The organism is Streptomyces sp. NPDC056296 (assembly GCF_042268605.1).
In the GTDB taxonomy this organism is placed as follows: domain Bacteria; phylum Actinomycetota; class Actinomycetes; order Streptomycetales; family Streptomycetaceae; genus Streptomyces.
In genome coordinates, this window is the sequence record NZ_JBHJRX010000028.1 from 22787 (window position 1) to 49632 (window position 26846).

24 protein-coding genes and 2 tRNA genes are annotated in these 26846 nt (G+C 72.5%); 23 read left to right on the plus strand and 3 right to left on the minus strand.

What is annotated here, in order from left to right; genetic code table 11:
* The first annotated feature begins 60 nt into the window (after positions 1-60).
* The 5 genes from proB (at position 61) to ACFCZF_RS21290 (ending at position 5187) form a co-directional block, all read left to right on the plus strand.
* Positions 61-1185: a glutamate 5-kinase gene (gene proB, locus ACFCZF_RS21270; RefSeq protein WP_375915179.1), complete on the plus strand. Its 1125-nt coding sequence runs from the start codon at positions 61-63 to the stop codon at positions 1183-1185.
* Positions 1186-1329: 144 nt separating this feature from the next.
* A complete protein-coding gene (locus ACFCZF_RS21275) occupies positions 1330-1806 on the plus strand; it encodes a hypothetical protein (RefSeq protein ID WP_376673032.1) in 477 nt (158 codons plus the stop codon).
* Between the two features lie 104 nt (positions 1807-1910).
* Positions 1911-3197, plus strand: coding sequence for a glutamate-5-semialdehyde dehydrogenase (locus ACFCZF_RS21280; protein ID WP_376672976.1), 1287 nt, complete (start codon positions 1911-1913; stop codon positions 3195-3197).
* A gap of 264 nt (positions 3198-3461) precedes the next feature.
* Positions 3462-4031: a hypothetical protein gene (locus ACFCZF_RS21285; protein ID WP_375915185.1), complete on the plus strand. Its 570-nt coding sequence runs from the start codon at positions 3462-3464 to the stop codon at positions 4029-4031.
* A gap of 85 nt (positions 4032-4116) precedes the next feature.
* The gene (locus ACFCZF_RS21290; RefSeq protein WP_376672977.1) at positions 4117-5187 is read left to right on the plus strand and encodes a hypothetical protein; all 1071 of its coding nucleotides are present in this window, start codon (positions 4117-4119) and stop codon (positions 5185-5187) included.
* A gap of 98 nt (positions 5188-5285) precedes the next feature.
* On the opposite strand, the gene ACFCZF_RS21295 is transcribed toward ACFCZF_RS21290, so the two are convergent.
* Positions 5286-6464, minus strand: a complete 1179-nt coding sequence (locus ACFCZF_RS21295) for a M48 family metalloprotease (RefSeq protein ID WP_376672978.1) — start codon at positions 6462-6464, stop codon at positions 5286-5288.
* A gap of 142 nt (positions 6465-6606) precedes the next feature.
* Here ACFCZF_RS21295 and ACFCZF_RS21300 point away from each other — a divergent pair, with 142 nt between their 5' ends.
* From ACFCZF_RS21300 to ACFCZF_RS21345, 10 genes are all read left to right on the plus strand, one after another.
* The gene (locus ACFCZF_RS21300) at positions 6607-6768 is read left to right on the plus strand and encodes a hypothetical protein (protein ID WP_167355229.1); all 162 of its coding nucleotides are present in this window, start codon (positions 6607-6609) and stop codon (positions 6766-6768) included.
* A 141-nt stretch (positions 6769-6909) separates the two neighbouring features.
* Positions 6910-7077: a hypothetical protein gene (locus ACFCZF_RS21305; protein WP_121746983.1), complete on the plus strand. Its 168-nt coding sequence runs from the start codon at positions 6910-6912 to the stop codon at positions 7075-7077.
* A gap of 58 nt (positions 7078-7135) precedes the next feature.
* Complete coding sequence (gene nadD / locus ACFCZF_RS21310) at positions 7136-7843, plus strand: nicotinate-nucleotide adenylyltransferase (RefSeq protein WP_375915193.1); 708 nt, start codon at positions 7136-7138, stop codon at positions 7841-7843.
* 16 nt (positions 7844-7859) lie between these two features.
* Complete coding sequence (locus ACFCZF_RS21315; protein WP_376672979.1) at positions 7860-9629, plus strand: LytR C-terminal domain-containing protein; 1770 nt, start codon at positions 7860-7862, stop codon at positions 9627-9629.
* A 199-nt stretch (positions 9630-9828) separates the two neighbouring features.
* A complete protein-coding gene (gene rsfS, locus ACFCZF_RS21320) occupies positions 9829-10275 on the plus strand; it encodes a ribosome silencing factor (RefSeq protein ID WP_121746980.1) in 447 nt (148 codons plus the stop codon).
* Complete coding sequence (locus ACFCZF_RS21325; RefSeq protein WP_375915197.1) at positions 10272-10943, plus strand: histidine phosphatase family protein; 672 nt, start codon at positions 10272-10274, stop codon at positions 10941-10943. The genes rsfS and ACFCZF_RS21325 overlap by 4 nt, the downstream gene beginning before the upstream one ends.
* Positions 10944-11062: 119 nt before the next feature.
* Positions 11063-11135, plus strand: a tRNA-Ala gene (locus ACFCZF_RS21330).
* A 201-nt stretch (positions 11136-11336) separates the two neighbouring features.
* Positions 11337-11510 (plus strand): hypothetical protein, encoded by a 174-nt coding sequence (locus ACFCZF_RS21335; protein ID WP_107095222.1) that lies wholly within the window; start codon positions 11337-11339, stop codon positions 11508-11510.
* A 3-nt stretch (positions 11511-11513) separates the two neighbouring features.
* Positions 11514-11747: a hypothetical protein gene (locus ACFCZF_RS21340; RefSeq protein WP_003976229.1), complete on the plus strand. Its 234-nt coding sequence runs from the start codon at positions 11514-11516 to the stop codon at positions 11745-11747.
* A 109-nt stretch (positions 11748-11856) separates the two neighbouring features.
* Positions 11857-11929 (plus strand) — tRNA-Ala (locus ACFCZF_RS21345).
* Between the two features lie 78 nt (positions 11930-12007).
* Here the strand turns inward: ACFCZF_RS21345 and ACFCZF_RS21350 are convergent.
* Together ACFCZF_RS21350 and ACFCZF_RS21355 are read right to left on the minus strand one after the other, a co-directional pair.
* Positions 12008-13618 carry an NADH-ubiquinone oxidoreductase-F iron-sulfur binding region domain-containing protein gene (locus tag ACFCZF_RS21350; RefSeq protein ID WP_376672980.1) on the minus strand — a complete coding sequence of 537 codons (1611 nt, stop codon included), beginning with the start codon at positions 13616-13618 and terminating at the stop codon, positions 12008-12010.
* Positions 13619-14872 carry a cytochrome b/b6 domain-containing protein gene (locus ACFCZF_RS21355; RefSeq protein WP_376672981.1) on the minus strand — a complete coding sequence of 418 codons (1254 nt, stop codon included), beginning with the start codon at positions 14870-14872 and terminating at the stop codon, positions 13619-13621.
* A 567-nt stretch (positions 14873-15439) separates the two neighbouring features.
* On the opposite strand from ACFCZF_RS21355, the gene leuS reads away from it, so the two are divergent.
* The 8 genes from leuS to ACFCZF_RS21395 all read left to right on the plus strand — a co-directional run bounded on the left by leuS (position 15440) and on the right by ACFCZF_RS21395 (position 26807).
* Positions 15440-18340, plus strand: a complete 2901-nt coding sequence (leuS, locus tag ACFCZF_RS21360) for a leucine--tRNA ligase (protein ID WP_376672982.1) — start codon at positions 15440-15442, stop codon at positions 18338-18340.
* 218 nt (positions 18341-18558) lie between these two features.
* The gene (locus tag ACFCZF_RS21365; protein ID WP_376672983.1) at positions 18559-19368 is read left to right on the plus strand and encodes a hypothetical protein; all 810 of its coding nucleotides are present in this window, start codon (positions 18559-18561) and stop codon (positions 19366-19368) included.
* A 73-nt stretch (positions 19369-19441) separates the two neighbouring features.
* Positions 19442-20287, plus strand: coding sequence for a DegV family protein (locus tag ACFCZF_RS21370; RefSeq protein ID WP_376672984.1), 846 nt, complete (start codon positions 19442-19444; stop codon positions 20285-20287).
* A gap of 118 nt (positions 20288-20405) precedes the next feature.
* Positions 20406-21623 carry a helix-hairpin-helix domain-containing protein gene (locus tag ACFCZF_RS21375; RefSeq protein ID WP_376672985.1) on the plus strand — a complete coding sequence of 406 codons (1218 nt, stop codon included), beginning with the start codon at positions 20406-20408 and terminating at the stop codon, positions 21621-21623.
* A 266-nt stretch (positions 21624-21889) separates the two neighbouring features.
* Complete coding sequence (locus tag ACFCZF_RS21380; RefSeq protein WP_376673033.1) at positions 21890-24571, plus strand: ComEC/Rec2 family competence protein; 2682 nt, start codon at positions 21890-21892, stop codon at positions 24569-24571.
* A 4-nt stretch (positions 24572-24575) separates the two neighbouring features.
* Positions 24576-25403, plus strand: coding sequence for an arylamine N-acetyltransferase (locus ACFCZF_RS21385; RefSeq protein WP_376672986.1), 828 nt, complete (start codon positions 24576-24578; stop codon positions 25401-25403).
* 185 nt (positions 25404-25588) lie between these two features.
* Complete coding sequence (locus tag ACFCZF_RS21390; RefSeq protein ID WP_376673034.1) at positions 25589-26470, plus strand: YceI family protein; 882 nt, start codon at positions 25589-25591, stop codon at positions 26468-26470.
* Positions 26471-26561: 91 nt separating this feature from the next.
* Positions 26562-26807, plus strand: coding sequence for a hypothetical protein (locus ACFCZF_RS21395; RefSeq protein WP_193776246.1), 246 nt, complete (start codon positions 26562-26564; stop codon positions 26805-26807).
* Positions 26808-26846: the final 39 nt, after the last annotated feature.

The window sequence follows — 26846 nt, forward strand, 5'->3', positions numbered from 1 at the left end:
TAGATTGCCTGGCGAGCGCCCGGATCGGCGCGCGTCGACGGGAGAGGGCGGGCGGCAACAGTGGCTGGGGCAAGGCAGGCCGTGGGCGAGGCCCGCAGGATCGTCGTCAAGGTCGGTTCCTCCTCGCTGACCACCGCGGCGGGCGGCCTGGACGCCGACCGGGTCGACGCGCTCGTCGACGTCCTGGCCAAGGTGCGGGGCGCGGACAAGGAGGTCGTCCTCGTCTCCTCCGGCGCCATCGCCGCCGGGCTCGCCCCGCTGGGCCTGCGCCGCCGCCCCAGGGACCTGGCCCGCCAGCAGGCCGCCGCCAGCGTCGGCCAGGGCCTGCTGGTCGCCCGCTACACCGCGTCCTTCGCCCGCTACGGCGTCCGCGTCGGCCAGGTGCTGCTGACCAGCGACGACATGAGCCGCCGCGCCCACCACCGCAACGCCTCCCGCACCCTCGACAAGCTGCTGGCGATGGGCGCGTTCCCCATCGTCAACGAGAACGACACCGTCGCCACCGACGAGATCCGCTTCGGCGACAACGACCGGCTCGCCGCCCTCGTCGCCCACCTGGTCCGCGCCGACCTGCTGGTGCTGCTGTCCGACGTGGACGGCGTGTACGACGGCGACCCGAGCAGGCCGGGCACCTCGCGGCTGGCGGAGGTGCGGGAGGCCGCCGACCTCGCGGGCGTCGACATGGGCAGCGCGGGCAAGGCCGGCGTCGGCACCGGCGGCATGGTCACCAAGGTCGAGGCGGCCCGGATCGCCGCCGCCGCCGGCATCTCCGTGGTGCTGACCAGCGCGGTCCACGCGGCCGACGCCCTGGCCGGCAAGGACACCGGCACCTACTTTCATACCACCGGAAAGCGCTCCGGCGACCGGCTGCTGTGGCTCCAGCACGCCTCCACCCCGCAGGGGGCGCTCGTCCTCGACGAGGGTGCGGTGCGCGCGGTCGTCGAGGGCCGCAAGTCGCTGCTGCCGGCCGGGATCGCCGGCGTCGAGGGCGAGTTCGCCGCGGGTGATCCGGTCGAGTTGCGGGACGGCGCGGGGCGCGCGGTGGCCCGGGGGCTCGTCAGCTTCGACGCCAAGGAGCTTCCCCGGCTGCTCGGCCGCTCCACCCGGGAACTGGCGCGTGAACTCGGACCGGCGTACGAACGCGAGGTCGTACACAGGGACGATCTGGTGATCCTGCACCCGTAATGGGTCGAAACGTCCCCGAATCGGCGGTGGACGTTCCGCAAAACCGCCCCGCGATCTTGTACGGCCTGCTCAACTTTCCTCAGGGACAAGCCCGGCCGACCACCGGGCCGAGCCGTGTGCGTGAAGGAGGCCGTCGTGAGCGGAGTGCGCCCTGGAACGGCGGCGTCCCGCGGCCGCCCCGGCAGCGGCACCCGCAACGCGTCCCGCGCGGCCGGCGAGGAGCGCGCCCTGACCAGCGTCGCGGCCGGCGACCGGTTCCGGGGCGAGGAGCCCGAGCACACCCCCCGCCTGTGGCACGTCACCCTCAGCGTCTCCGGCGCCCGGGCCCCGCTCACCGAGGTCCGACGCGCCCTGGAGCAGCTCGCCCACGACCACCCCTTCCTGCTGACCAGCCGGTACGCCGACGACCACGCGGAGATCCGGTACTGGGAGGAGGCCCGCGACCTGCACGACGCCGCCGCCGTCGCCCTGCGCCTGTGGGGCGAGCACCGGCAGACGGCGGGACTGCCGCCCTGGGAGATCGTCGGCCTGGAGGTCATCGACCGGGCGACCTACCACCAGCGCATCGCCGCCGGGTACGGACCGGCCCCGGCGACGCCGGTCGGAGTCCACCCCTTCTAGTCACCTTTTGGTCCGCAGTTGGCCCCCTTTGTTGCCGTCCGGGCCGTGTCTCGGGGTTTGGGACGACCGGTGGAGGGCGCCGCGCCGCCTACTACGCTTCCCCCATGACCACGCTCTCGCCGTACGACTCGATGTCCCCGGTCGCCCGGGCCGCCTACCGGGCCAAGTCCGCCGCGGCCGACCTCGCGCCGCTGCCGCGGGCCGCGAAGGACGACGCGCTGCTCGCCGTAGCGGACGCGCTGGAGGTCCGTACCAGCGAGATCGTCGAGGCCAACGCCCAGGACGTGGCCAAGGCCCGCGCCGCCGGGACCAGCGAGGCCATCGTCGACCGGCTGACGCTGACCCCGGAGCGGGTCCGTGCCATCGCCTCCGACGTGCGCGGCGTCGTCGCCCTGCCCGACCCGGTCGGCGAGGTCGTGCGCGGCAACACCCTCCCCAACGGCATCGACCTGCGCCAGGTCCGCGTGCCGCTCGGCGTGGTCGGCATCATCTACGAGGGCCGGCCCAACGTCACCGTCGACGCCGCGGCCCTGTGCCTGAAGTCCGGCAACGCGGTGCTCCTGCGTGGCTCCTCCTCCGCCTACCAGTCCAACACCGCCCTCGTCCGGGTCGTCCGCGACGCCGTGGGCGGGGCCGGGCTGCCCGCCGACGCCGTGCAGCTGGTGCCCGGCGAGAGCCGTGAGAGCGTGCGCGAGCTGATGCGGGCCCGCGGCCTGGTCGACGTGCTCATCCCGCGCGGTGGCGCCTCGCTGATCAACACGGTCGTCCAGGAGTCCACCGTCCCCGTCATCGAGACCGGCACCGGCAACTGCCACGTCTACGTCGACGCGCAGGCCGACCTCGACATGGCCGTCGACATCCTGATCAACTCCAAGGCACAGCGCGTGAGCGTCTGCAACGCCGCCGAGACCCTCCTGGTCCACCAGGACATCGCCGCCGACTTCCTGCCCCGCGCGCTGGACGCCCTCGCGGAGGCCGGGGTCACCGTGCACGCCGACGAGCGGGTGATGGCGTACGTCGAGGACTCCAAGGTGACGGCCGTCGAGGCCACGCCGGAGGACTGGGAGACGGAGTACCTGTCGTACGACATCGCCGCGGCGGTCGTCGACTCGCTCGACAAGGCCGTCGAGCACATCCGGCTGTGGACCTCCGGCCACACCGAGGCCATCGTGACGACCTCGCAGCAGGCCGCCCGCCGCTTCACCCAGCTGGTCGACTCCACGACGGTGGCGGTGAACACGTCCACCCGTTTCACCGACGGCGGTCAGTTCGGTTTCGGCGCCGAGATCGGCATCTCCACGCAGAAGCTGCACGCCCGCGGCCCGATGGGGCTGCCGGAGCTGACCAGCACCAAGTACATCGTCACCGGTGACGGGCACGTACGGCGCTGACGGGCACGTACGGCGCTGACGGGCACGTACGGCGCTGACGGGCACGACGGCGCTGACGGGCACGTACGGCGCTGACGGGCACGTACGGCGCTGACGTGCGGGTCGCGCGTCGACGGGCGGTCCGCGCGCCGCGGTGCACGCCGGGGGCATATGTGAACGGCACGCGCCCCCGGCCGCGCCCATGAACCGATCGGGGCATCTCGCCCACCGGATGAATTTCCCCGCCGTCTGCCCAAAACGACCCACCAGGTCTACTCTGGACCCGTGCCGGAGGACGTGGGGGGTAGGCCGTTCCCTGACGGCTGGGAGCCCGACGACGACCACGACCGCGGGGTGTCGGACGAAGAGTTCGCCTCCGTGGTCTTCGACGAGGCCTTCGTGCAGGCGGCCGCGGTGCACGAGCCGACTGCCGTCGAACGCCTCCTGGCCGCCGCCCAGGCCAGAGCCGAGGCCACCGAGGCGGAAGCGGCCCGCCGCGGCCGCGGAAGAGCCGAGCGCTTCGACGACGGGTACGGCGATTTCGGCCATGATCCCGACCTCGACGACCCGGACGACGACCGCGACCCCCTCGACCGCCCGTACGGCGCTCCCGCGGCGTACGGCAAGCAGGTCCGCTGGCACCGGCCCGTCGCCTGGGCGCTCGCCCTGGTGATGGGCGTCGGCATGGTCGCGCTGGCCTTCGTGGCCGTCTACCGGGGCGCGTCCTCGGGCGGCGGCACGCGGCCGGTGCCGCCACCCGCCTCGACCGGCCCCGAGCAGGGCGGCACCGTGACCCCCTCGGCCTCCGCCGACTACTCCCAGCCCGCCGTCCCGGTCATTCCGCGCAGCCCCTGACCTGCCGTCCTGCCGCCGGGAACCTGGCCCAACTTGACCTGCGACGGCGCGTTTACGCGACCTTCCGCAGACCTACCCTGAAGGTATGGCAGGGCTTGGCGATCCGCCCGGAGGAACGCCCGAGGGCGCCCCCGGAGGCGGCGAGGAAGAGTACCGATCCGTCGTCTTCGACGAGTCGTTCGTCCGCGCTGCCCGCCTCCAGGAGTTCTCCGCCCAGGAGCGCCTGACCGACCACGCGCCCGCCGTACGCCGCCGCCCGCCGTTGCGCCGGGCCGGACTGTCCCGTCAGGCGCTGGTCCTCGTCGTGCTGATCGCCGTAGCCTTCGGCACCGCCATCTACATGGGCGTACGGCACCCGTACCAGAGCCCCGACGCGCAGCGGGCCGCGGAGCCGGTGCGGATGACCGTCGTCCCGCTCGCCCCCGAGGGCAGGGTGCCCGGCGCCGACGACGCCGTGCACCTGTACGAACACAGTCCCGCGGCGCACTTCCGGACCGCGGCCGAGGGCGTCCCGCTGCCGGGGGCCCGGCGCACCGCGCACTTCTCGGACGACCAGGTGCTGAACGCGCTGACCACCGCCAAGAACTACATCGTCCGCTCGGCGCTCGACCCGGACGTGCTCGGCGGCGGCGAGGTCCGCTCGGTGCGGGTGCTGCTGGACCCGGACCAGCTCGACCAGTTCGACAAGAGCTTCGAGAAGCCCGTCGCGGACGGCCGGCACGCGCCCACCGGATGGCTGGTGCGCTTCGACCCGGCCCGTGCCGAGCTGGCCGACGACGAGATCAGGGTGAACGGCAGCCTGCGGGCCGTGGAGAGCGACGCGTCCACGCTGGAGGTCACCGCCGACCACACCATGGTGTACCCGCTGCGGTCCGCCGGCGACGAGGGGGCGGAGGCGTCGCTGTTCACCGTCCGGCGCGAGCTGCACTTCCGCTTCGACCGGGACGACCTGCGGCTGCACCAGACGCAGCTCGTCGCCGCCTACGTCCAGGCCGGGCCGCTCTCCTGCGCCGAGGAATCGGCGAACCACTTCCGCCCGCTGCTCGCGGGCCGGACGGCCGGGACCGGCGCCCCCGCCGGCACCGACCCGTACACCACGGACAACGCCACGGCCCTGTGCGGCACCCTCGCGACCGACGCCCAGCCAAAGGTGTGACGGGCGGGGCCGAGGGTGTGACGGGCGGGCCGAGGGTGTGACGGGCGGGGACACCGCCCTGAGCAGCGGGGGCGCCGCCTGCCCGTCCGGCCGGAGGCTCAGGCGCCGTCGCGCGGCGGGCGGTCGTCCGGAGCGCCCGGGCCGCCGGAACCCTCCGGTCCGTCGGCGTCGCCGGCCGGTCCGTCGGCCTCGCCGGGCCCCTCGGTCCCGTCCGCGTCCTTGGGCGGCCTCGGCTGGGAGGCCGTGAAGCCGCCGAAGCCCCGCCGCATCCGGTCGCCGAGGTCACCCGCGCCGCCCGCGATGTCGTTGACCAGCTTCATCAGGGGGTCCTTGGAGCCGCGCACATGCGTGGCGTAGCTGGACGCCGACTCGCGGAAGGAGTCCCGGACCGAGGTGTCCTTGTCCTCGTCGCGCCGCGGGTAGTGACCGTCCATGATCCGCTGGTAGTCCCGGGACGCGGCCCACTTCTTCAGCTCGGCGGCCCGCACCGTCGTGAAGGGGTGGGAGCGGGGCAGCACGTTGAGGATCTTCAGCACGGAGTCGCGCAGGTCGCCCCCGGCCTCGTACTCGTCGGCCTGCTCCAGGAAGGCGTCCACGTTCATCTCGTGCAGGTGGTTGCCGCCCGCGATCTTCATCAGGCCCCGCATGGAGGCCTGCAGGTCCTGGCCGACCAGCAGACCCGCGCGGTCCGCGGACAGCTCCGACTTGCGGAACCACTCGCGCAGCGCCGTCACGATCGCCATGATCGCGAGGTTGCCCAGCGGGATCCAGGCGACCCGGACCGCGAGGGACGTGAGGAAGAGCAGGATCGTCCGGTAGACCGAGTGTCCGGACAGCGCGTGCCCGACCTCGTGCCCGACGACCGCCCGCATCTCCTCCTCGTCCAGCAGCTCGACGAGGCCCGTGGTGACGACGATGATCGGCTCGTCCAGGCCGATGCACATCGCGTTCGGGGTGGGGTCCTGGTTGACGTACATCGGGGGGACCTTCTCCAGGTCCAGGATGTAGCAGGCGTCGCGCAGCATCACGTTCAGATGGGCGAACTGCCGGTCCGAGACCCGCACCGAGTCGGAAAGGAACAGCAGCCTCAGACTCCGCTCGGGCAACAGGCCGCTCAGCGCCTTGAAGACCGTGTCGAAGCCGCTCAGCCTGCGCAGCGCCACCAGGGCGGAACGGTCGGCCGGATGCTCGTACGCACGTGAGGAGATTCCGGGGAAGCGCCTGCGCTGCCTGCTCGGCACGTTCTCGTGCCCGTTGTGCTGGTGGCCTTCGGACATGTCTTCCCCCATGTGCGTGTGTGTGGCCTGTGCGTGTGTCTGGCCCTTTGTGAACCCTTGTGCGGCCCTTTGCGCCCCCGAAGCCGAGCCCAGCCTAGGCGGAGATACCGTGGACGGGCAGTGCAACGAAGGAGTCCACGTCATGGCGCACACCCCCCACACCGACTGGCTCGCCACCGCGGCGACGGCGGCCGAGCAGCAAGGGGCGGGGAATCTGCTCCGGGTCGTGCTGATCGTGATGGTGGTGGGCTGTGTGCTGACCGCGTGGTTCCTGCTGCGGGGGTACAAGCGGAAGGACGACTGAGAAGATCCGAAGGTTCCCCGGACCCCTCCGACCGGTCATCGCCGGTCACCAACGGCGGAGTCGGCGTGATCGCCCGTGAGGCGCCCGCATACGATGAGCGGACGTCTTTATCCCGCCCACACCGGATAGGTCCTGCCGAAGATGAGCTTCCACAGCACCGCTGCCCAGTTTGTCACCCTCGCCTCCGAGGGCGGCGAGGAGCACAGCGGCAACCACGAGAGCCTCAGCCCCTACGTCACCGGCATCGGCGCGTTCGTCATCCTGATGCTCCTGCTGTGGATCACCACCCGGTTCAACCGCGACCGCTGAGCGCGGGGGTCGTGGGCCCGGCAGGAGCCCTCGGGCCGGGCCGGTAGGGTCTGCACGCATGGGAGAGCAGGACATGCCTACCGGTCCGGCGCACGACACGGCGCACGCGCCGGTGCGTGGCACGCAGAACCGCGCGGTGCCCGCCCGCGCCACCGGCCGGGGCAACGGGCCGTCGTCGGGCAAGCGCCGTCTCGGCGTCATGGGCGGCACCTTCGACCCGATCCACCACGGGCACCTCGTGGCGGCCAGTGAGGTCGCCGCGCAGTTCCACCTGGACGAAGTGGTGTTCGTGCCCACCGGGCAGCCGTGGCAGAAGAGCCACCGCACGGTCTCCGCGGCCGAGGACCGCTATCTGATGACGGTCGTGGCGACCGTCGAGAACCCGCAGTTCTCCGTGAGCCGCATCGACATCGACCGCGGCGGTCCCACCTACACCGTGGACACCCTGCGCGACCTGAGCGAGCTCAACCCGGACGCCGACCTGTTCTTCATCACCGGCGCCGACGCCCTCGCCCAGATCCTCACCTGGCGCGACAGCGAGGAACTGTTCTCCCTGGCGCACTTCATCGGCGTCACCCGGCCCGGCCACACGCTGACGGACGCCGGACTCCCCAAGGGCGGCGTCTCGCTCGTCGAGGTCCCCGCCCTCGCCATCTCCTCCACGGACTGCCGTGCGAGAGTCGCCAAGGGCGATCCCGTCTGGTATCTGGTGCCGGACGGGGTCGTGCGCTATATCGACAAGCGCCAGCTGTACCGCGGCGAGTGAGCCGAGAGGGGCACCGGTGAACGACGGATACGACGCGGGGTACGGCGGCGACGGCGGCGACCAGTACGAACTCGTGGGCTACGACGAGTACGGCCGGCCGGTGTACCGCCAGGCCCAGGGCCGGGCCCCGGCCCAGCCCGGCGGGCAGCAGGCATACGACCCGTACGCGCAGCAGGGTCAGCAGTACGGGCAGCAGGGCTATGGCTACGACCCGTACGCCACGGGCGGACAGCAGCCCGCTCCGCAGCCGTACGAGACCTATGACGGCTACGGCTCCCAGACCGGCTCCCAGGCCGGCTACGACACCGGCCGGCAGCCGCCCGCACCCGGCTACGACGCCTACGACGGCTACGCCTCCGGCACGCAACCGCAGCCCTCGTACGACCCGTACGGACAGGCGGCCACCAGCGGCCGGCAGCCCCGGGTCGCCGAGCAGACCGCCCACATCCCGCAGCAGGCGGGCCCGCCAGGGGAACCGGAAGCTCCCGTAGAGACGCCGGAACCCGACCGGGACTACCGCACCGAGCAGTTCGCCTTCGTCGAGGAGCCCGCCGACGACTCCGAGGACGTCATCGACTGGATGAAGTTCACGGAGAACCGCACCGAGCGCCGCGAGGAGGCCCGGCGGCGTGCACGCGCGCGTGTCGTCGCCCTGGTGGTCGTCCTGGCGCTGGTCGCGGTCGGCGGCGTCGGCTACCTCTGGTACGCCGGAAAGCTGCCCGGGCTGTCCTCCTCGGACGACAGGGCGGGCGGCACGACGGCGGCGGGCGCCCAGAAGCGCGACGTGATCGCCGTCCACCTGCACGACACCAAGGGCGGCGGCACCTCCACCGCGCTGCTGGTCGACAACACCACCACCAAGCAGGGCACCGCCGTGCTGGTGCCCAACTCCCTCTCCCTGACCGGCGACGACGGCAGCACCACCACGCTCGCCAAGTCCGTCGACGACGCCGGCCCCGACGCCACCCGGACCGCGCTCGACTCGGCCCTCGGCACCGACATCGAGGGCACCTGGCGCCTGGACACGCCCTACCTCCAGATCCTCGTCGACCTGGTCGGCAACATCGAGGTGGACACCGACGCCGACGTCCCCGACCCGGAGGCCAAGGACAAGGGCGCCGCACCCCTCGTACGCAAGGGCGAGGGCCAGACCCTCAGCGGCAAGATGGCCGTCGCCTACGCCACCCACCGCGGCTCCGGCGAGGAGGCGGGCGCCCAGCTGCAGCGTTTCGGGCAGGTCATGCAGGGAGTACTGCGCAAGCTGTCCTCGGACCCCGCGGGCGCGACGACCACCGTCCAGACCCTCGGGCTGATCCTCGACCCGCCGCTGACCGAGAAGGACCTCGGCACCTTCCTCGCCGGTCTCTCGGACCGCGCCAAGGGCGGCGACTTCAAGACCGCGCTGCTGCCCGTGCAGGACGACGGCAGGCTCAGCGCCGAGGCCGGTGACAGCATGGTCAAGGAGGTCCTCGGCGGCACCGCCAAGAGCCCCGACAAGGACGCGGCCGTCAGCGTCTCCGTCCGCAACGCCACTGGCGTCGAGGACCGCACCGGCAAGGCCCGCGTCGTCCTCCTCAACGGCGGCTTCACCTTCCTGGAGGGCGGCACCGCGTCCGGCACCGAGGCGACGTCGAAGGTCGTCTACGCCGAGGCCGCCGACAAGGAGAACGCCGTCCAGGTCGCCAAGACCCTGGGCCTGCCCACCGGCTCCGTCACCCAGGGCAAGGTCTCCGCGAACGCGAGAGTCTCGGTGGTGCTCGGCCAGGACTACGAACCGGCCTCCTAGAGATACGAACCGGCCTCCTGGAGATACGACCGGTCTCCTGGAGATACGACCGGTCTCCTGGAGATACGACCGGTCTCCTGGAGATACGACCGGTTCCCTGGAGACCGGCCTCCTGGCGGGCGGGTGATTATCACGTGGGCCGCCGTCGGCGGTCGTGAGACCCTTGAGGTCAACCGACCGCCGACCCGAAAGCCAGGCAGTGACCGCGACCGACCGTTCCATCGAACTCATCAACACCGCCGCGCAGGCGGCGGCCGACAAGCTCGCCCACGACATCATCGCCTACGACGTCAGCGACGTGCTGTCGATCACGGACGCCTTCCTGCTGGCCTCCGCCCCCAACGACCGCCAGGTCAAGTCGATCGTCGACGAGATCGAGGAACGGCTCAGCAAGGAACTCGGCGCCAAGCCGGTACGCCGCGAGGGCGACCGCGAGGCCCGCTGGGTCCTGCTCGACTACGTCGACATCGTCGTCCACGTCCAGCACAGCGAGGAGCGCGTCTTCTACGCCCTGGAGCGGCTGTGGAAGGACTGCCCCGAGCTGGAGCTGCCCGCCGACGCCAAGGAGACCCGCGGCAAGGCGGAGGAGCACGCCAGGCTCCGGGCCGCCGAGGAGGCGACGGAGACCGACGGGGACTGGCGATGAGCGCCACCGGCGAGGTGACGGCCGGGCAGCCCGGCCGCGGCCGGCGGGTCATCCTCTGGCGGCACGGCCAGACCTCGTGGAACGTGGAGCGCCGCTTCCAGGGCACCACGGACGTCGAGCTGACCGGGACCGGCGTCGCCCAGGCCCGCCGCGCCGCCCAGCTGCTGGTGCACCTGCGGCCCGACGCCATCGTCGCCTCCGACCTGGCGCGCGCCGCGAACACGGCCGCCGAGCTGGCCGCGCTCACCGGCCTCGACGTGACCCTGGAGGAGGGCCTGCGCGAGACCTACGCGGGGGTCTGGCAGGGGCTGACCCACGACGAGATCATCGCCCGGCACGGCGAGGAGTACGCCGCGTGGAAGCGCGGTGAACCGGTCCGCCGCGGCGGCGGCGAGCTGGAGACCGAGGTGGCCGACCGCGCCGCCCCCGTGGTGCTCCGGCACGCCGAGAAGCTCGCCGAGGACGGCACCCTCGTCGTGGTCAGCCACGGCGGCACGATCCGCACCACCATCGGCCGGCTGCTCGGGCTGGAACCGCACAGCTGGGAGAGCCTCGGCGGCCTCACCAACTGCTGCTGGTCCGTCCTGGGCGAAGGCGCCCGCGGCTGGCGTCTGCTGGAGCACAACGCCGGCACGCTGCCGGAACCGGTGCTCGGCGACGACGACTGAGGCGCGGCCTTCGGGCTCGGTCCCCGGATTTCACTTTCCGGCAGGTCGCAGGCTAAAGTTCTTCTTGTTCGCCCCGCCGAGCGGAGCGAAAGACCATGCGGCTCGGCCGCGTGGCACCAGGGGCTATAGCTCAGTTGGTAGAGCGCCTGCATGGCATGCAGGAGGTCAGGAGTTCAATTCTCCTTAGCTCCACAGCCCACGGACGAATCCCGTCCCCCTCGGGGGGCGGGATTTTTCGCATCCGCCCGCTTGAGCAACAGGCGTCCCACAGGCGTATACCCCTGTGGGACTCCGTGTCCGGACTGGTACTGAGGCGTCGCTGACCGTATTGGCCCGGTCGTGGCAGAATCAAACGGCCGGAAGGGGACCGCGACCCGACGGGAGGGAGTGGCGATGCCTGCGAGCATCCTCGAGGAGGTCGGTCACCTCCTCGGCGGAGCGGTGACACGGAACACGGTCACCCGTCTCAGCTGCCCTTCCTGCGGTTCCGGGCACGTGGCCCAAGTCCTCGGCGACAACGGCGGAATCTCGTACGTGTGCACGGCCTGCGGCCACAGCTGGAGCTGATCGATGGGTGCACACAGGCGAAAGTGCGACTGGTGCGGCAGCGGCACCCCGATCGTGCGGGACATGGAGCCGGTCAATCCGGACTACCAGTACTGGTGCGAGGAGTGCGCGCGGGCGCTGATCATAAAGGGCGACCCGATCGAGACGTACCGCGAACTCGAGGGCGAGCCGATCTACGGCCGGCTCCTTGAGGAGCACTGCACGCTCAAGCGGTTCTATTCGTTCGTCACGGCCTGACAGCTTACGCAAGGGGCAAAATGGGCAAACTGGAAACGATTTGGTGTTGTGCCCGGTCGACCGTGTAATGTTGGCGTCGCCGCCGGGGAAACCGGGCGGCAGACAGCAAGGGGCTATAGCTCAGTTGGTAGAGCGCCTGCATGGCATGCAGGAGGTCAGGAGTTCAATTCTCCTTAGCTCCACAGGAACACGGAAACCCCCGGATCATCGATCCGGGGGTTTCCTCGTGCTCGGCGGCCGATCGCTCGGCGGCCGTGTGCTCAGCGGCCGAGCGCGCGGCGGCCGCGCCCCTGGGACAGCACCGGCAGGTTGGTGCGCGAGGACGGGGCCTGGCCGCGGGTGTCCTCCTCGATGCGCAGGGCGAGCGCCGGACAGCGGCGCACCGCGCGGACCGCCTTGGCCTCCGCGAAGCGCGGTACGTCGGCCTGCGCGACGGTCGGGAAGCCGTCGGCGCCGAGCTGGAAGACCTCCGGGAGGATGTCCGCGCACAGGCCGTGGCCCCGGCACAGCGTCCAGTCGACGTAGATCTTCTGGCGGCTGGGCCCGTTCTCCTCCCCGCCGCCCGGGATGCCCGTAGGGGTCCCGCCACCCTCCAGGAGCGGCAGCACGCCCTCCACGGGCCGTCCGCAGCCGTTGCCGAGGACATGGGCGGCGAGGTCGTCCGTGAACGCCTTGACGGTCGACTCCAGGAACATCGCCGAGCCGTCCGGGTGCGAGCAGGCGCCGCGCCGCTTCACGTTCCGCGCGACCTGCTTGACGGCCTCCAGGGCGGCCGGGCCGCCGCCGTTCAGGATGTCCTCCAGCCCGCGCGCGGCGGCCGGCAGGCCCAGGTAGCAGGGGCCGCACTGGCCCGCGCTCTCCTCCGCCAGCCACTGCGCCACCCGCAGCGACTCGCCCAGCGGGCAGGTGTCCTGACTGATCGGCAGGATCGCGCCCGCGCCCAGCGAGCCGCCCACCTGCTGCAGGGAGTTGCGGGAGATGATCGCCTCGTCGACCGCCGCCGCGTCGATCCACTTGCCGTGGTAGCCGCCGGTCAGCACGCCCTGCGGCACCGGCGGGGCGCCGGCGAGCTGGAGGACGTAGCGCAGCGGCACGCCCGTCGGCACCTCGATGACCATGGGGCGGGCCACCGCGCCGGAGACGGTGAGCATGACGGTGCCCGGCTCGTCGTACAGGCCGGTGTTGCCGTAGCGCTCCGGGCCGATGCGGGCGGCGATCGCCAGTTGGGCGAACGTCTCGGCGTTGGACAGCAGGGTCGGCGCGCCGCCGACGCCGCTCCTGGACGCGCTGACCTTGCGGCCGGGCGGGATCGCCGGGCCGCCGTCGATGGAGCGGACCAGCGAGGCCGCCGCGCCGGTGACCATACGGACCGGATTGCGCTGCACGCGCGCGCGGAGGGCGGAGCGGCGTCCGTTGCTCAGTCCGCGTTCGGCGAGGGCGGCCTCCATGGAGCGCTGTGTGGACTCACGGGTGACCCCGATGACGAGCGTGCGGGCGCCCATGGCCTCGGCGCACAGCAGCGCGCCGTCCAGGATCAGGTGCGGGGCGCGGTTGATGAGCACCGTGTCCTTGCGGCAGGCCGGCTCGTCCTCGCTGCCGTTGACGACCACGACCGGCCGTACGCCGCGCTTGATCGCCGCTTCGGCGACCGAGCGCAGCTTCTTGTGGAAGGGGAAGCCCGCGCCGCCGCGGCCCTTCAGGCCGATGCGTTCGGAGAGCTGCGCGAGCTGCTCACCGCCCAACGGTTCGAGCGGACCGTGCACCTTGAGGTGCATCGGCAGATCCAGGCGCTCGACAAGGTCGAAGCCCGACGTGAGCTGGGGAAGACCGACCACGCGGACTTCGGGGACGTCGGGCAGGGCCTCGTTCACTTAAAAGCCTCCGGAAGGCGTGTTCCAAGGTTCGCCCGAACCCGGTGCGTCGAAGTCGTAGGACGCGTCGTAGGGCGACGAGCCGGGGGACGCACCGGGGGTTGTTTCAGTGGCGGGACCGCTGTTGTACGTGTCGTTGGGGTAGTACGTGTCGTAGACGGTGTTCGTCTCATTGGTGTCGTACACGTCACTCGAGCCGTAGCCCGACGCGTCCGTATTGCCATAGACCGGGATGGTGTGTCCGGTGTCGTTGAGCGGGTCGTAGGCCGACGGGGGTGCCTCGCCGACCGGTGGCGGCGACGGGATGGGCCAGCTGCCCGAGGTGCTGCCGCCGCCGTCCACGAGGGGCATCGCCTCGGTGGGACGCATGTCCGGCGGCAGTTGGGTGGACGCGGTCGCCTCGGCCGTCAGCGGCCTCCGGCGCGCACCGGAGGAGCCGGACACGGCACGGTAGGCCGCCGCGAAGCCGCCCGCGGGCTCCGGGGGCGTCAGGCGCTCCGCGGGCTCGTACAGGGGCGCGGACGGGGACGCCGCGCGCGGTGGCGACGCCCCGGCGCTCTCGTAGCCCGGCAGCGCGGACGTCGCCCTCGTGCGGGTCCGGCTCTCCTCCAGCTCCTCGCGGGCCATCCGCTCCCCGGTCCCGAGGAACCCGGCGATCTTGTCGGCGACCCTGCGCTTGACCGGGCGGGGCGCCGCGCGCAGCGCCAGGGCCGCCATGACGCCGAGCACGGACAGGCCGTACAGGATCAGGAAGACCGGCTTCGCCGCGCGACCCGCGTAGAGCCCGTGCAGCAGGGCCAGACACCACGCCGGGTAGGCCAGCATGTGCATGGCCCGCCAGCGGGACGCCACGGGGGACGCGGACGCGAAGCGGTTGCGCAGGGCGCCGGTGACGCCCACGAAGATCATGAGCATGCTGGCCAGGGTGCCGAAGCCGATGAGGACGCTCCGGCCGCCGAACGACTCGTCGTCCGTGGCCAGGAGCCCGAACGGGACCACCGCGGCCACCCAGGTGGTGTGGTCCAGGGCCAGCTTGACCCCGATGTGCACCAGCAGGAACACGACCGCGGCGACCGCGGTCAGCCGGTGCACCGCCTGGGCCAGGATGCGCTGGCGGGTGTCGAGGACGATCCGGTCCTGGGCGACGAGTCCCCAGATCACCGAGCAGCTGAGGAGGACGAGCGAGAGGACGCCGGCACCGAAGTTGAGGAACTCCGCGAAGGTGTCGTCCGCCGTGCTGTCGTTCGTCACCACGGCAGACCTCCCCGTGTCGCGGACGCGAGGGGAGAGGGCGAGCTGTTGCTGCGGGGGTGGATCGAGGGAGGGTTTGAGGGGTTCATGGGGCAACTCCGGAGCGGTTCGGGGTAGCGGTCCCGGTGCCGCACTCTAAGTGGCGCCATACCCGTGGGTACGAGGTTTGAGTTATTGCGTTGTTATCAAACGACAATGCGTTCGTGCTGATGTCCCTTAGCGGTCGTTACGCGAAGTAACCTTTGACCTTGGTTCAGCTTTACGGACCGTGAGCGTAGTGCGGGAGGCGCGGTGGGGAGGTGCGGTGGGGAGGTGCGGGGCGGGTGGCCGGAAGGCCGTATGCCCGTCGCGGCCCGCTCGACGACTGCGGTACCCTGACGCCATGCGTGCCGTACGCCTTCTGCTTAGCGAGCCGCGCTGATCAGTCCCGACCCCGGTCGTAGTCCGGTGGCCGGAATCGGCGCGGCGTCCCCTCCTGTGCGAGGGGATTTTTCATTTCCCGGCATTCGCAGCCGCTGGTCATGAATGTCGCAGCCGCTGGCAGAGACGATCGATGGAGCTTTGAGGATCATGAGCGAGACGAACCCCGCGGCGACCGCCCCTGTGTCGGCGGACGCCGCGCCGCACCGCTACACGGCTGCCATGGCCGCCGAGATCGAGGCACGCTGGCAGGACTTCTGGGACGCCGAGGGGACGTACGCCGCGCCGAATCCCAAGGGTGACCTGGCGGGCGACCCGGAGCTGGTCGCCAGGCCCAAGAAGTTCATCATGGACATGTTCCCGTACCCCTCCGGTGCGGGCCTGCACGTCGGCCACCCCCTGGGCTACATCGCCACCGACGTCTTCGCCCGCTTCCAGCGGATGACCGGCCACAACGTCCTGCACACCCTGGGCTTCGACGCCTTCGGCCTGCCCGCGGAGCAGTACGCCGTGCAGACCGGCACGCACCCGCGCGTGTCCACCGAGGCCAACATGAAGAACATGCAGAGCCAGTTGCGCCGGCTGGGCCTGGGCCACGACAAGCGCCGGTCGTTCGCCACGATCGACCCGGAGTACTACAAGTGGACCCAGTGGATCTTCCTGCAGATCTTCAACTCCTGGTACGACGAGGAGGCGCGCAAGGCCCGCCCGATCGCCGAGCTGGTCGCCCTGTTCGAGTCCGGTGAGCGTGCCGTCCCCGGCCACCCCGGACGCGCGTGGAGCGCCCTGAGCGACGCCGAGCGCGCCGACGTGCTGGGCGGGTTCCGCCTGGCCTACGCTTCCGACGCGCCCGTCAACTGGTGCCCCGGCCTGGGCACCGTGCTGGCCAACGAGGAGGTCACCGCCGACGGCCGTTCCGAGCGCGGCAACTTCCCCGTCTTCAAGTCCAAGCTGCGCCAGTGGAACATGCGCATCACCGCCTACGCCGACCGGCTGCTGGACGACCTGGACGAGCTGGACTGGCCCGAGGCCATCAAGCTGCAGCAGCGCAACTGGATCGGCCGCTCCGAGGGCGCCCGCGTCGACTTCCCCGTCGACGGCGAGAACATCACCGTCTTCACCACCCGCCAGGACACCCTGTTCGGCGCCACCTACATGGTGCTGGCGCCCGAGCACCCGCTGGTCGAGAAGTTCACCCCGGCCGCCTGGCCCGAGGGCACGCACGACGTGTGGACCGGCTCTCACGCGACCCCGACCGAGGCCGTGGCGGCGTACCGCGCGCAGGCCGCGTCCAAGTCCGACGTCGAGCGGCAGGCCGAGGCCAAGGACAAGACCGGCGTCTTCATCGGCGCGTACGCGACCAACCCGGTCAACGGCGAGCAGGTCCCGGTCTTCATCGCCGACTACGTGCTGATGGGCTACGGCACCGGCGCGATCATGGCCGTCCCGGCGGGCGACCAGCGCGACTTCGAGTTCGCGCGCGCCTTCGAGCTGCCGATCCGCTGCATCGTCGAGCCCACCGACGGCCGGGGCACCGACCCGGCCACGTGGGAGGACGCCTTCGGGTCGTACGACGCGAAGATCATGAACTCGTCGAACGACGAGATCAGCCTGGACGGCCTGGGCGTCGTCGAGGCCAAGGAGCGCATCACCGAGTGGCTGGAGCGGACCGGCGCCGGAGAGGGCACCGTCAACTTCCGCCTGCGCGACTGGCTGTTCAGCCGCCAGCGCTACTGGGGCGAGCCCTTCCCGATCGTCTACGACGAGGACGGCATCGCCCACGCTCTGCCCGAGTCGATGCTGCCCCTGGAGCTGCCCGAGGTCGAGGACTACTCCCCGCGCACCTTCGATCCGGACGACGCCGACACCCGGCCCGAGACGCCGCTGTCGCGCAACGAGGACTGGGTGAACGTCACCCTGGACCTGGGCGACGGCCGCGGCCCGCGCACGTACCGCCGCGAGACCAACACCATGCCCAACTGGGCCGGCTCCTGCTGGTACGAGCTGCGCTACCTGGACCCGCACAACAGCGAGCGGCTGGTCGACCCGGAGATCGAGCAGTACTGGATGGGCCCGCGCGAGGGCCTGCCGCACGGCGGCGTCGACCTGTACGTCGGCGGCGCCGAGCACGCCGTGCTGCACCTGCTGTACGCGCGCTTCTGGTCCAAGGTCCTGTTCGACCTGGGGCACGTCTCCTCGGCCGAGCCGTTCCACAAGCTGTTCAACCAGGGCATGATCCAGGCCTACGTCTACCGCGACGCGCGCGGCATCGCCGTACCCGCCGCGGAGGTCGAGGAGCGCGACGGCGCGTACTACTACCAGGGCGAGCAGGTCTCCCGGCTGCTGGGCAAGATGGGCAAGTCCCTGAAGAACGCGGTCACTCCCGACGAGATCTGCGCCGAGTACGGTGCCGACACCCTGCGCCTGTACGAGATGGCGATGGGCCCGCTGGACGTCTCCCGGCCGTGGGACACGCGCGCGGTGGTCGGCCAGTTCCGGCTGCTGCAGCGGCTGTGGCGCAACGTCGTCGACGAGAACACCGGCGAGGTGACGGTGGCGGACGCCGCGGACGCCGACATCGACGCGGACACCCTGCGCGCCCTGCACAAGGCCATCGACGGCGTACGGCAGGACCTGGAGGGCATGCGGTTCAACACCGCCATCGCCAAGGTCACCGAGCTGAACAACCACCTGACGAAGGTGGGCGGCGTGGTCCCGCGCCCGGTCGCCGAGCGCCTGGTGCTGCTGGTCGCGCCGCTGGCCCCGCACGTCGCCGAGGAACTGTGGCGCAAGCTGGGGCACCCGGACTCGGTCGTCCACCAGGACTTCCCGGTCGCCGACCCGGCCTACGTCGTCGACGAGACCGTGACCTGCGTCGTGCAGATCAAGGGCAAGGTCAAGGCGCGGCTGGAGGTCGCCCCCGCCATCTCCGAGGGCGATCTGGAGAAGGCGGCGCTGGCCGACGAGAAGGTGGTGGCCGCGCTGGGCGGGGCCGGGATCCGCAAGGTGATCGTGCGGGCGCCGAAGCTGGTGAACATCGTCCCGGCGTAGGGCCGCGACGCCGGGGTACCGCTGAGCTGGCTCGGGGTCGTCCCCTACGGGGAGGCTCCGGGTCCGGTACGGGCAGGTTCGGGGTCGCGTAGGGGCAGGTTCGGGGTTGTGTTGGAACCCTGGGCCTGCCCGTTGCGTTTACCGTGGAAGAGCGGCGCGGCGGGTGCCGTGCCGCGACCCTGCCGGTCCGCGGGCCGGACGCTCGGAGGAGGAGCTTTGTGGAAGCATTGATCGCAGTCCTCGGTCTGCTTTTCGTGCTCGCCCTCGTGCTGGGCGCCTACGCCACGGTGAAAGCCGTCGGCGCGGCCAAACGCAGCGTGGACCGCGGCATCACCCAGGCCCGCCGCACGGTCGAGGACCACACACTGCGGGCCAAGTCCTTCGTCCAGGTGGGTCCGGCGGGCGAGCTCGCCCAGCTGCGGCTGACGCTGCGCACGTCGATGCGGGCCACGCAGGACGCGCTGCACGCGGGCGTGGCCGAGGACGAGTCCCTGAAGGAGTCCCTCGCCCTCTTCGAGCGGCTCAGCGCGCACGGGTTCGAACTGGACGGCGAGCTCAGGCGGCTGGAGTCCGAGCCGGACCGCGCCACGCTCGGCGGGCGCCTTCCCGCGCTGCGCGAGCGCACCGAGCGCATCGTTCATTCGGCGGAGTCCCTGCGCTGGGCGGCCCGTGACCGGGCCCACCGTTTCGCCGGCGACGACCTGGACTCACTGAGCGCGCAGATCGACGTCGAGGCCGGTGCCCTGCGGCACTGGACGGAGACGGAGCCCGTCGCCGCGCCGCCGTCCTGGCCCGAGGCGCCGACCACCGACGCCCCGGCCGCTCGGCAGAGTTGGCCGGAGACCCCGGAGTCGTCAGCGCAGCCCCCGCAGTCCGCGCAGGCCTCGCAGACCCCGCAGTCCCCGCAGTCCCCGCAGTCCTCGCGGCAGGAGACGGCGGAGGAACCCGTGCGGCCCGCCATCACACCGCCCGGCCCGAGCCCCGTGTACCCCTGGCAGAAGAAGGCCCGTCCGGAGAACACCACCTGACCCCGGCCCCGTGAACGCCCGGTCGTCGGGGCCGGGCTGCCGTATGGGCGCTACGGCAGGTAACCTCCAGCTCATGTCCCGCCATGTCGCGATCGTCACCGATTCAACGGCCTACCTCCCGGCCCGGACGATGGAGCGGCACGGCATCACCGCGGTACCCCTGACCGTCGTCCTGGGCGACCGGGCGCTGGAGGAGGGCACCGAGATCTCGACCCGCTCGCTGGCCCAGGCCCTGCAGAAACGGCGACCGGTCACCACCTCCCGCCCCAGCCCCGAGCTCTTCGCCGAGACCTACCGCAGGATCGCCGAGACCGGCGCGGAGGGCATCGTCTCCCTCCACCTCTCCGCCGAACTCTCCGGTACACACGACGCGGCCGTGGTCGCCGCGCGGGAGGCGGCGGTTCCGGTGCGTGTAGTGGACACCGGGATGATCGCGATGGCCCTCGGATTCTGCGCGCTCTCCGCGGCGGAGGCGGCGGAGGCGGGCGGCACGGTGGACGAAGCGGTCACGGCCGCGGAGAAGCGGGCCGCGGGGACGTCCGCCTACTTCTACGTCGACACCCTCGACTATCTGCGGCGCGGCGGCCGGATCGGGGCGGCCCAGGCACTGTTCGGTTCCGCTCTCGCGGTGAAGCCTCTGCTGCGGCTGGACGGCGGCCGCATCGAGCCCCTGGAGAAGGTCCGGACGGCGTCCAAGGCCATCGCCCGGCTGGAGGAGATCGTCGCCGACCGGGCGGGCAGCGCACCCGTCGACATCGCCGTCCACCATCTCGCCGCCCCCGAACGGGCGTCGGCCCTGGCAGACCGCCTGCGGGACCGGGTGCCCGGGCTGGCCGACCTGCATGTGAGCGAGGTCGGCGCGGTGATCGGGGCGCACACGGGGCCCGGGCTGCTGGGGGTCGTGGTCTCGTCGCGGTGAGGTGAGGGGCGGTTGCTCGTCACTCGTACGAGGGTCGGAGTTATCCACAACTTGGGGGTAGTCCCCGGGAATTGAGCATGATCGTCGCGGGTGTGACGAGGTGCTCGATCCTCGTCGCATGGCTCTTCGATCACGCTCACGTACAGCTACCGCGACCAGCGGCCCGGGCCGCGGCCCGGCCTCCGACGGCCGGCTCCGCCACCACCGCTCGCCCCACCCCCTCGGCCGAGCACGACACAGGCGCCGTCCCGCGCCGACGGAGGAACTCCGCCGACGGGCGGAGGCGCTCTTCGCCGGGCACGTTGGATCCGCCGGATCCGCCGGGCATACCGAACACGTCAGCCCCGTCAGCCCCGTCGGACAGGGGAGCGAGTCGGGGAAGGGGCCGCCGCCGACTCGCAGTGCCGGGCGCCCGCAGGGACCCGGAGACGGTGGCACGGCACGGAGCGACGTAGCGGGTGCGCGAGGAGGCGGTGCGCGAGGAGGGGGCGCGCAGGGAGGAGGTGCGCGAGGAGGGGCCGCGCACGAGGGGCGTGCGCAGGAAGGGGGAGCGCCACCGGAGGCCGTCGATGGTGCTGCGACGACCTGGCGAGAACGGGCCGGGCAGGCGCTGCGGGAGCGGATGCCAGTGTGGCTCCAGACGCGGTGCGGGCTGGAGCGGCGGAGCGTGGCCGCGCTCACGGTGCTGCTGGTCGTCGCGGCGGTCTTCGCCGCGCAGCACTTCTGGACCGGCCGTACCCAGCCCGTGTCGGCACCCGAGATGGTGCGGGAGGCGGCGGCATACGGCGCGGGGGGAGAGGGCGACGCGGCAGGAGAGGGCCCGGGCCCCACGGCCGACGCGCCCGGGGGCACGGCCAAGGGCACAGCCACGGCCACGGTCGGGGCCGAGATCGTGGTGGACGTCGGCGGCAAGGTCCGCAAGCCCGGAATCCACCGCCTTCCGGCAGGGTCACGCGTCGCGGACGCCCTGCGTGCCGCGGGAGGCGTGCGATCCGGTACCAAGACCGACGGACTGAACCGGGCGCGCTTCCTGGTGGACGGCGAGCAGGTGATCGTCGGCGCTTCCGCGCCGGTCGCGGCGGCCGGCCCGGGCGGCACCGCCCCCGGCGGGCCAGGCGCCCCGGCAGCGGGGGCCGCACCCGCGGCACCGGTCCCCCTCAACACGGCGACCGCCGACCAGCTCGACACCCTGCCGGGCGTCGGCCCCGTGCTGGCTCAGCACATCATCGACTACCGCACCCAGCACGGCGGTTTCCGCTCGGTGGACGAGCTGCGCGAGGTGACCGGCATCGGCGAGCGCCGCTTCGCCGACCTGCGCAACCTCGTGCGGCCATGAGTACGGACGCGAGCGCGGCCGTGGGCACGGATCCGGGCGCGGCTATGAGTACGGACGCGAGCGCGGCCGTGGGCACGGATCCGGGCGCGGCCATGAGTACGGACGCGAGCGCGGCCGTGGGCACGGATCCGGGCGCGGCCGTGGGCACGGATCCGAGTACGGCCGTGGGCACGGATCCGGGCGCGGCCGTGGGCACGGATCCGGGCGCGGCCGTGGGCACGGATCCGAGCGCGGCCATGGGCACGGACGCGGACGCGAGCCCGGTCATGAACGCGCGGACGAGGCCGCCGAGCGGGCCGGCGGAGCCCACCGACGACCTGACCGCGCCCCCGCGCGCGGCCGTGCACGCCGCCTCCGGGCATCGGCTCGGTGCGGCCCATCCCCGGCAGGACGGGCCCACGGACCTGCGGCTGGTGCCGCCCGCGCTCGCGGCCTGGGCGACGGCGGCGCTGATGCCGGACGTGCCGGCTGGGTGGGCCGTGGGCCCCCTGATCGGCGTTCTGGCCCTGGCCGGCGTGCTGCTGCTGGGGGCGCGGAGACGGCGTACGACGCGCGGACGGCCCTACGCGACGGTCGCCGCCCTGCTCCTCTGCGTCGCCGCGGCCGCCACCTCGGCCGCACTGCACGGCGCGGACCTGCGCCGGGGGCCCGTGCCGGCGCTGGCACGGCAGTACGCCACCGTCACCGCCGAGTTGGAGATCACCGCCGACCCCCGCCTCACCCGACCCCGCGTCCGCGGAAACCGGGCCGTGCCGCCCACCGTGCTGATCGAAGCCGACGCACGACGGGTGACGGAGGCGGGCGGAAGGAAGGTGCTGACACGGACGCCGGTGCTGGTGCTCGTGGATGTGGCCGAGGGCGGGGGCGGGAGCGGGGCCGAGGACGAGAGCGAGAGGGCATCGGGCAAGGGCGAGAGTGAGCGGGCATCGGGCCGGGCCTCCGCGGGGGACGCGGACGATGCGCGGCTCACCCGTGCCGGGCCCGGCGCCTCGCGCTGGCTGGGACTGCTGCCGACGACGCGGCTCCTCGTCACCGCCCGGGCGGCGCCCCCGAGGGCGAGCGGGGACCGGATCGCCGCCGTGCTGCGGGTACGGGGCGGTCGGGAGGCGCCGGAGGTGGTGGCCGGACCGTCGGGGGCACAGCGGCTGGCGGGACGACTGCGGGCCGGGCTGCGGGAGGCCACCGAGGGGCTGCCGGCGGACGCGCGGGCGCTGCTGCCGGGTCTGGTCGTCGGGGACACATCGCGTATCACGCCGGAACTGGAGGAGGCGTTCAAGGAGACCGACCTCGCGCACACGCTGGCCGTGTCCGGAGCCAACTTCACGATCGTGCTCGCCCTGCTGCTGGGGCCGCCCGGACTGGCCCAGCGCAGCGAGCGCCGGGGCCTGGCGCCCCGTCTCGGCATCTCCCTGCGGACGACCGCGCTGCTCGGCGCGGTGCTCGCCCTCGGTTTCGTCGTCGTGTGCCGGCCCGACCCGAGCGTGCTGCGGGCCGCCGCCTGCGGGGCCGTCGCCCTGCTCGCCCTGGCCACCGGTCGCCGCAGATCGCTGCTCCCGGCGCTGGCGACGGCCGTACTGCTCCTGGTGCTGTACGACCCGGGGCTGGCCCGCAGTTACGGCTTCCTGCTCTCCGTGCTGGCCACCGGGGCGCTGCTCACGCTGGCCCCGCGTTGGAGCGTGGCGTTGCGCCGGCGCCGGGTTCCTCCCCGGCTTGCCGAGGCGCTGGCCGCCGCGGGCGCGGCCCAGGCCCTGTGCGCGCCGGTCGTCGCCGTGCTGTCGGCGCGGGTGAGCCTGGTGGGGGTGCCGTGCAACCTGCTCGTGGAGTTCGCGGTCGCGCCGGCCACGGTGCTGGGTTTCGCGGCGCTGGCGACGGCACCGGTGGCGATGCCGGTGGCCGAGGGGCTGGCCTGGTGCGGAGGTTGGCCGGCCGAGTGGATCGCGGGGATCGCCCGCACCGGGGCCGCGCTGCCCGGCGCGGGAGTGGACTGGCCGGGCAGCTGGGCCGGAGCGGCGCTGCTCGCCCTGGTCACGGTGGGCGTACTGCTCGTCGGCCGACGGTTGCTGAGGCGTCCCTGGTGGTGCGGTGTGTGCGCGGTGCTGCTGGTGCTGGCGGTGGTGCGGCCACCGCCACTGGCCCGGGTGATCACGGGGTGGCCGCCGCCGGGCTGGCGGATGGTGATGTGCGACGTGGGACAGGGCGACGCCATGGTGCTCGCGGCGGGTGAGGGCGCGGGTGTCGTGGTGGACACCGGGCCCGACCCGGCGCTGGTCGACCACTGTCTGCGCTCCCTCGGCATCACCCGCGTCCCGCTCGTGGTGCTGACCCATTTCCACGCCGACCATGTGGCGGGCCTGCCGGGGGTGTTGCGGGGGCGTTCGGTGGGCGCGATCGAGACGACCGCCCTCGAAGAGCCCGCGGACCAGGCCGAGTCCGTCCGCAGACAGGCGGCGGCACGGCGGATTCCGCTACGGCACGCCTCCGCCGGGGAACAGCGGCGGTCCGGCCCGCTGTCCTGGCAGGTGGTGTGGCCACCACCGAGCCCACCACCGAGCCCAGGGACGAGCACGGCCCCGACCGTGGAAGGCCCCAACGACGCCAGCGTCACCCTCCTGGTGCGGACGGCGGGCCTGCGTCTGTTGCTGCTCGGGGACCTGGAACCGCCGGCCCAGCAGCGGCTGGCGAGATCACCGGCGGCAGCGGCACTGGAAGGGATCGACGTGCTGAAGGTGGCCCATCACGGCTCCGCTCACCAGGATCCCGGCCTCGTACGGAAGGTGGCCCCACGGCTGGCGCTCATCAGCTGCGGAGAGAACAACACGTACGGGCACCCGGCCCCCGGCACCGTCGAGGCGCTGCGCGCCCAGGGCGCGACGGTGCTGCGGACGGACCGGGACGGGGCGCTGGCGGTCACCGGCACGGGCAGGGCGTTGCGGGTGGCGCGAGACTGAGGGCATGGATGCAACACAGGTCGACGCCTACCTCCGCCGTCTGGGAGCCGAGTACCCGGCGTGGCCCACCGCCGACGCCCTGCGCGAACTGCACCTGCGTCATCTGCGGACGGTGCCGTTCGAGAACCTGTCCGTCCATCTGGGCGAGGCGATCGTGCTGGAGGAGGGGCGGCTGCTGGACAAGGTGGTGGGCGCGCGACGGGGCGGGTTCTGCTACGAACTCAACGGTCTCTTCGGCGCGTTGCTCGCGGCGCTCGGGTACGAGGTCACGCTGCTCGCGGCGCGGGTGTACGGGGACGGGGGCCGGCTCGGGATCCCGTTCGACCATCTGGCGCTGCGGGTGCGGACGGTGGACGGGGGCGACTTGCTGGCGGACGTCGGGTTCGGGGCGCACAGCCACGGTCCGCTGGCGTTCGCGGAGCGGGGTGAGCAGAAGGATCCGGGGGGCACGTTCCAGGTCGTGGAGGCGGGTCCGGACGCGGCCGGGGTGCGCGGCGGGCACGACTCGGCCCGGGCGGCCGACCTGGACGTGCTGCGGGACGGGGAGCCCGTGTACCGGGTGGAACCGCGCTCGCGGGTGCTCGGCGACTTCGAGTCCGGCGCGTGGTGGCACAGCACCTCGCCCCAGTCGCACTTCCTCCAGTCGCCGGTCTGCTCGCGGGTCACGGAGGACGGAGGGAGGATCACGCTCAGCGGCCGCAGGCTCGTGTCGACGGCCCCCGACGGCCGCCGGGATGAGCGTGAGCCGGCCACGGACGAAGAGGTACTCGCGGCCTACCGGGAGCACTTCGGTATCCACCTCGACGAGGTGCCGTCCGTGCCCCGGCTGTGAGGATTCGCGGCGTCCGGTGGTGCGGCGATATCGGGCCACACAGGGCTACTCATGCCACTCATGCGCACTCCCAGCACATGTGCTGGTTTCGCGTGATGTGGCCCCGTGTTGCCTCTAAACCCCCATCAGTGATCGAATGTTTCTTCGTCAACTAGTTTTCTCACGTCGTGCAGAGGGTGTCGCAGATGATCGGCCGCTGGCTGGGAAGCCGAACGAAGCGGATGCAACGGACGGGTCCCCTGGCGGCGGTGCGGACTCCGCCCAACGCGGGAGTGCTGAGCTGCCGGGTCCTCGACCCCGTCAACGAGGCGATTCCGCACGCGGAGTTCACGGTCAGCGACACCATGGGGCGCAAGGTGGTCAGCGGCGGGACGGACCCCTTCGGGTCGTTCGTGGCGACGGTGCCCACGGGGGAGTACAGACTCGCGGTGTCCGCCGAGGGTTACACGCCGTACCGGGCGTCCGCGACCGTCACCGAGGACGCGCTGGCCTCGCTCGGCGACGTGACCCTCCAGGTGGCCCAGCCTCCGGAGCTGCCCGCGCCGGGCGACTGGGAGATCGAGCCGGCGCACTCGTCGATCGCCTTCACCGCACGGCACATCGGGCTGGCCCGGATCCACGGCCGGTTCAACTCCTTCGCGGGCGCGGTGCGGATCGGCGAGGACATGGAGCAGTCGGCGATGCACGTGGTCATCGACGCGGCGTCCATCGACACCAACGTGAAGATGCGCGACGACCACCTGCGGTCGGGGGACTTCCTGGACGTGCGGCGGTTCCCGACCCTGGAGTTCTACAGCGACCGGTTCACGCACCGGGGCGGCAACCGGTGGGCCGTCACGGGAGCGCTGTCCCTGCACGGCGTGACGCGCACGGTCACCCTGGACGCCGAGTATCTCGGCCTGGGCAACGGCATGGAGGGCGAAGCGCGGGCGGCCTGCCGCGCCACCACCGAACTGCACCGCGACGACTTCACGGTGAGCTGGCAGACGATGCTGGCGCGCGGCATCGCCGTGGTCGGGCCCAGCATCAAGATCGGCCTGGACATCCAGATCGTCCCCAAGGGCTGACCCGGCGCCGGCCTGACGCTCCGCCTGCCGCGCGGTGTCCGCGCGCCGGCCTGACGCTCCGCCCGCCGCGCGGTGTCCGACAATGGCACCCGTGAGTGATGTGAGACATGTGCTGGTGCTGCCCGACCGCGACGCCGCCGAGGAGGTGGCCCAGGCGCTCGGGGAGCGCTTCGGGCTCGACGAGGAACCCCGACTGCTCCGGGACGCCCTGGCCGGCGAGGACGACGCCGAGGACGCCCAGTGGCTCGTCGTCCTGCGTGACGAGAGGGAGCGGCTGGACCCCGGCGAGCTCGACGAGTTCGCGGGGGAGTGGGAGGGCTGGCGCGAGGAACCGTAGGGGCCCGTGGGTCCCGGCGGCGAAGTCCGTTGTCAGTGG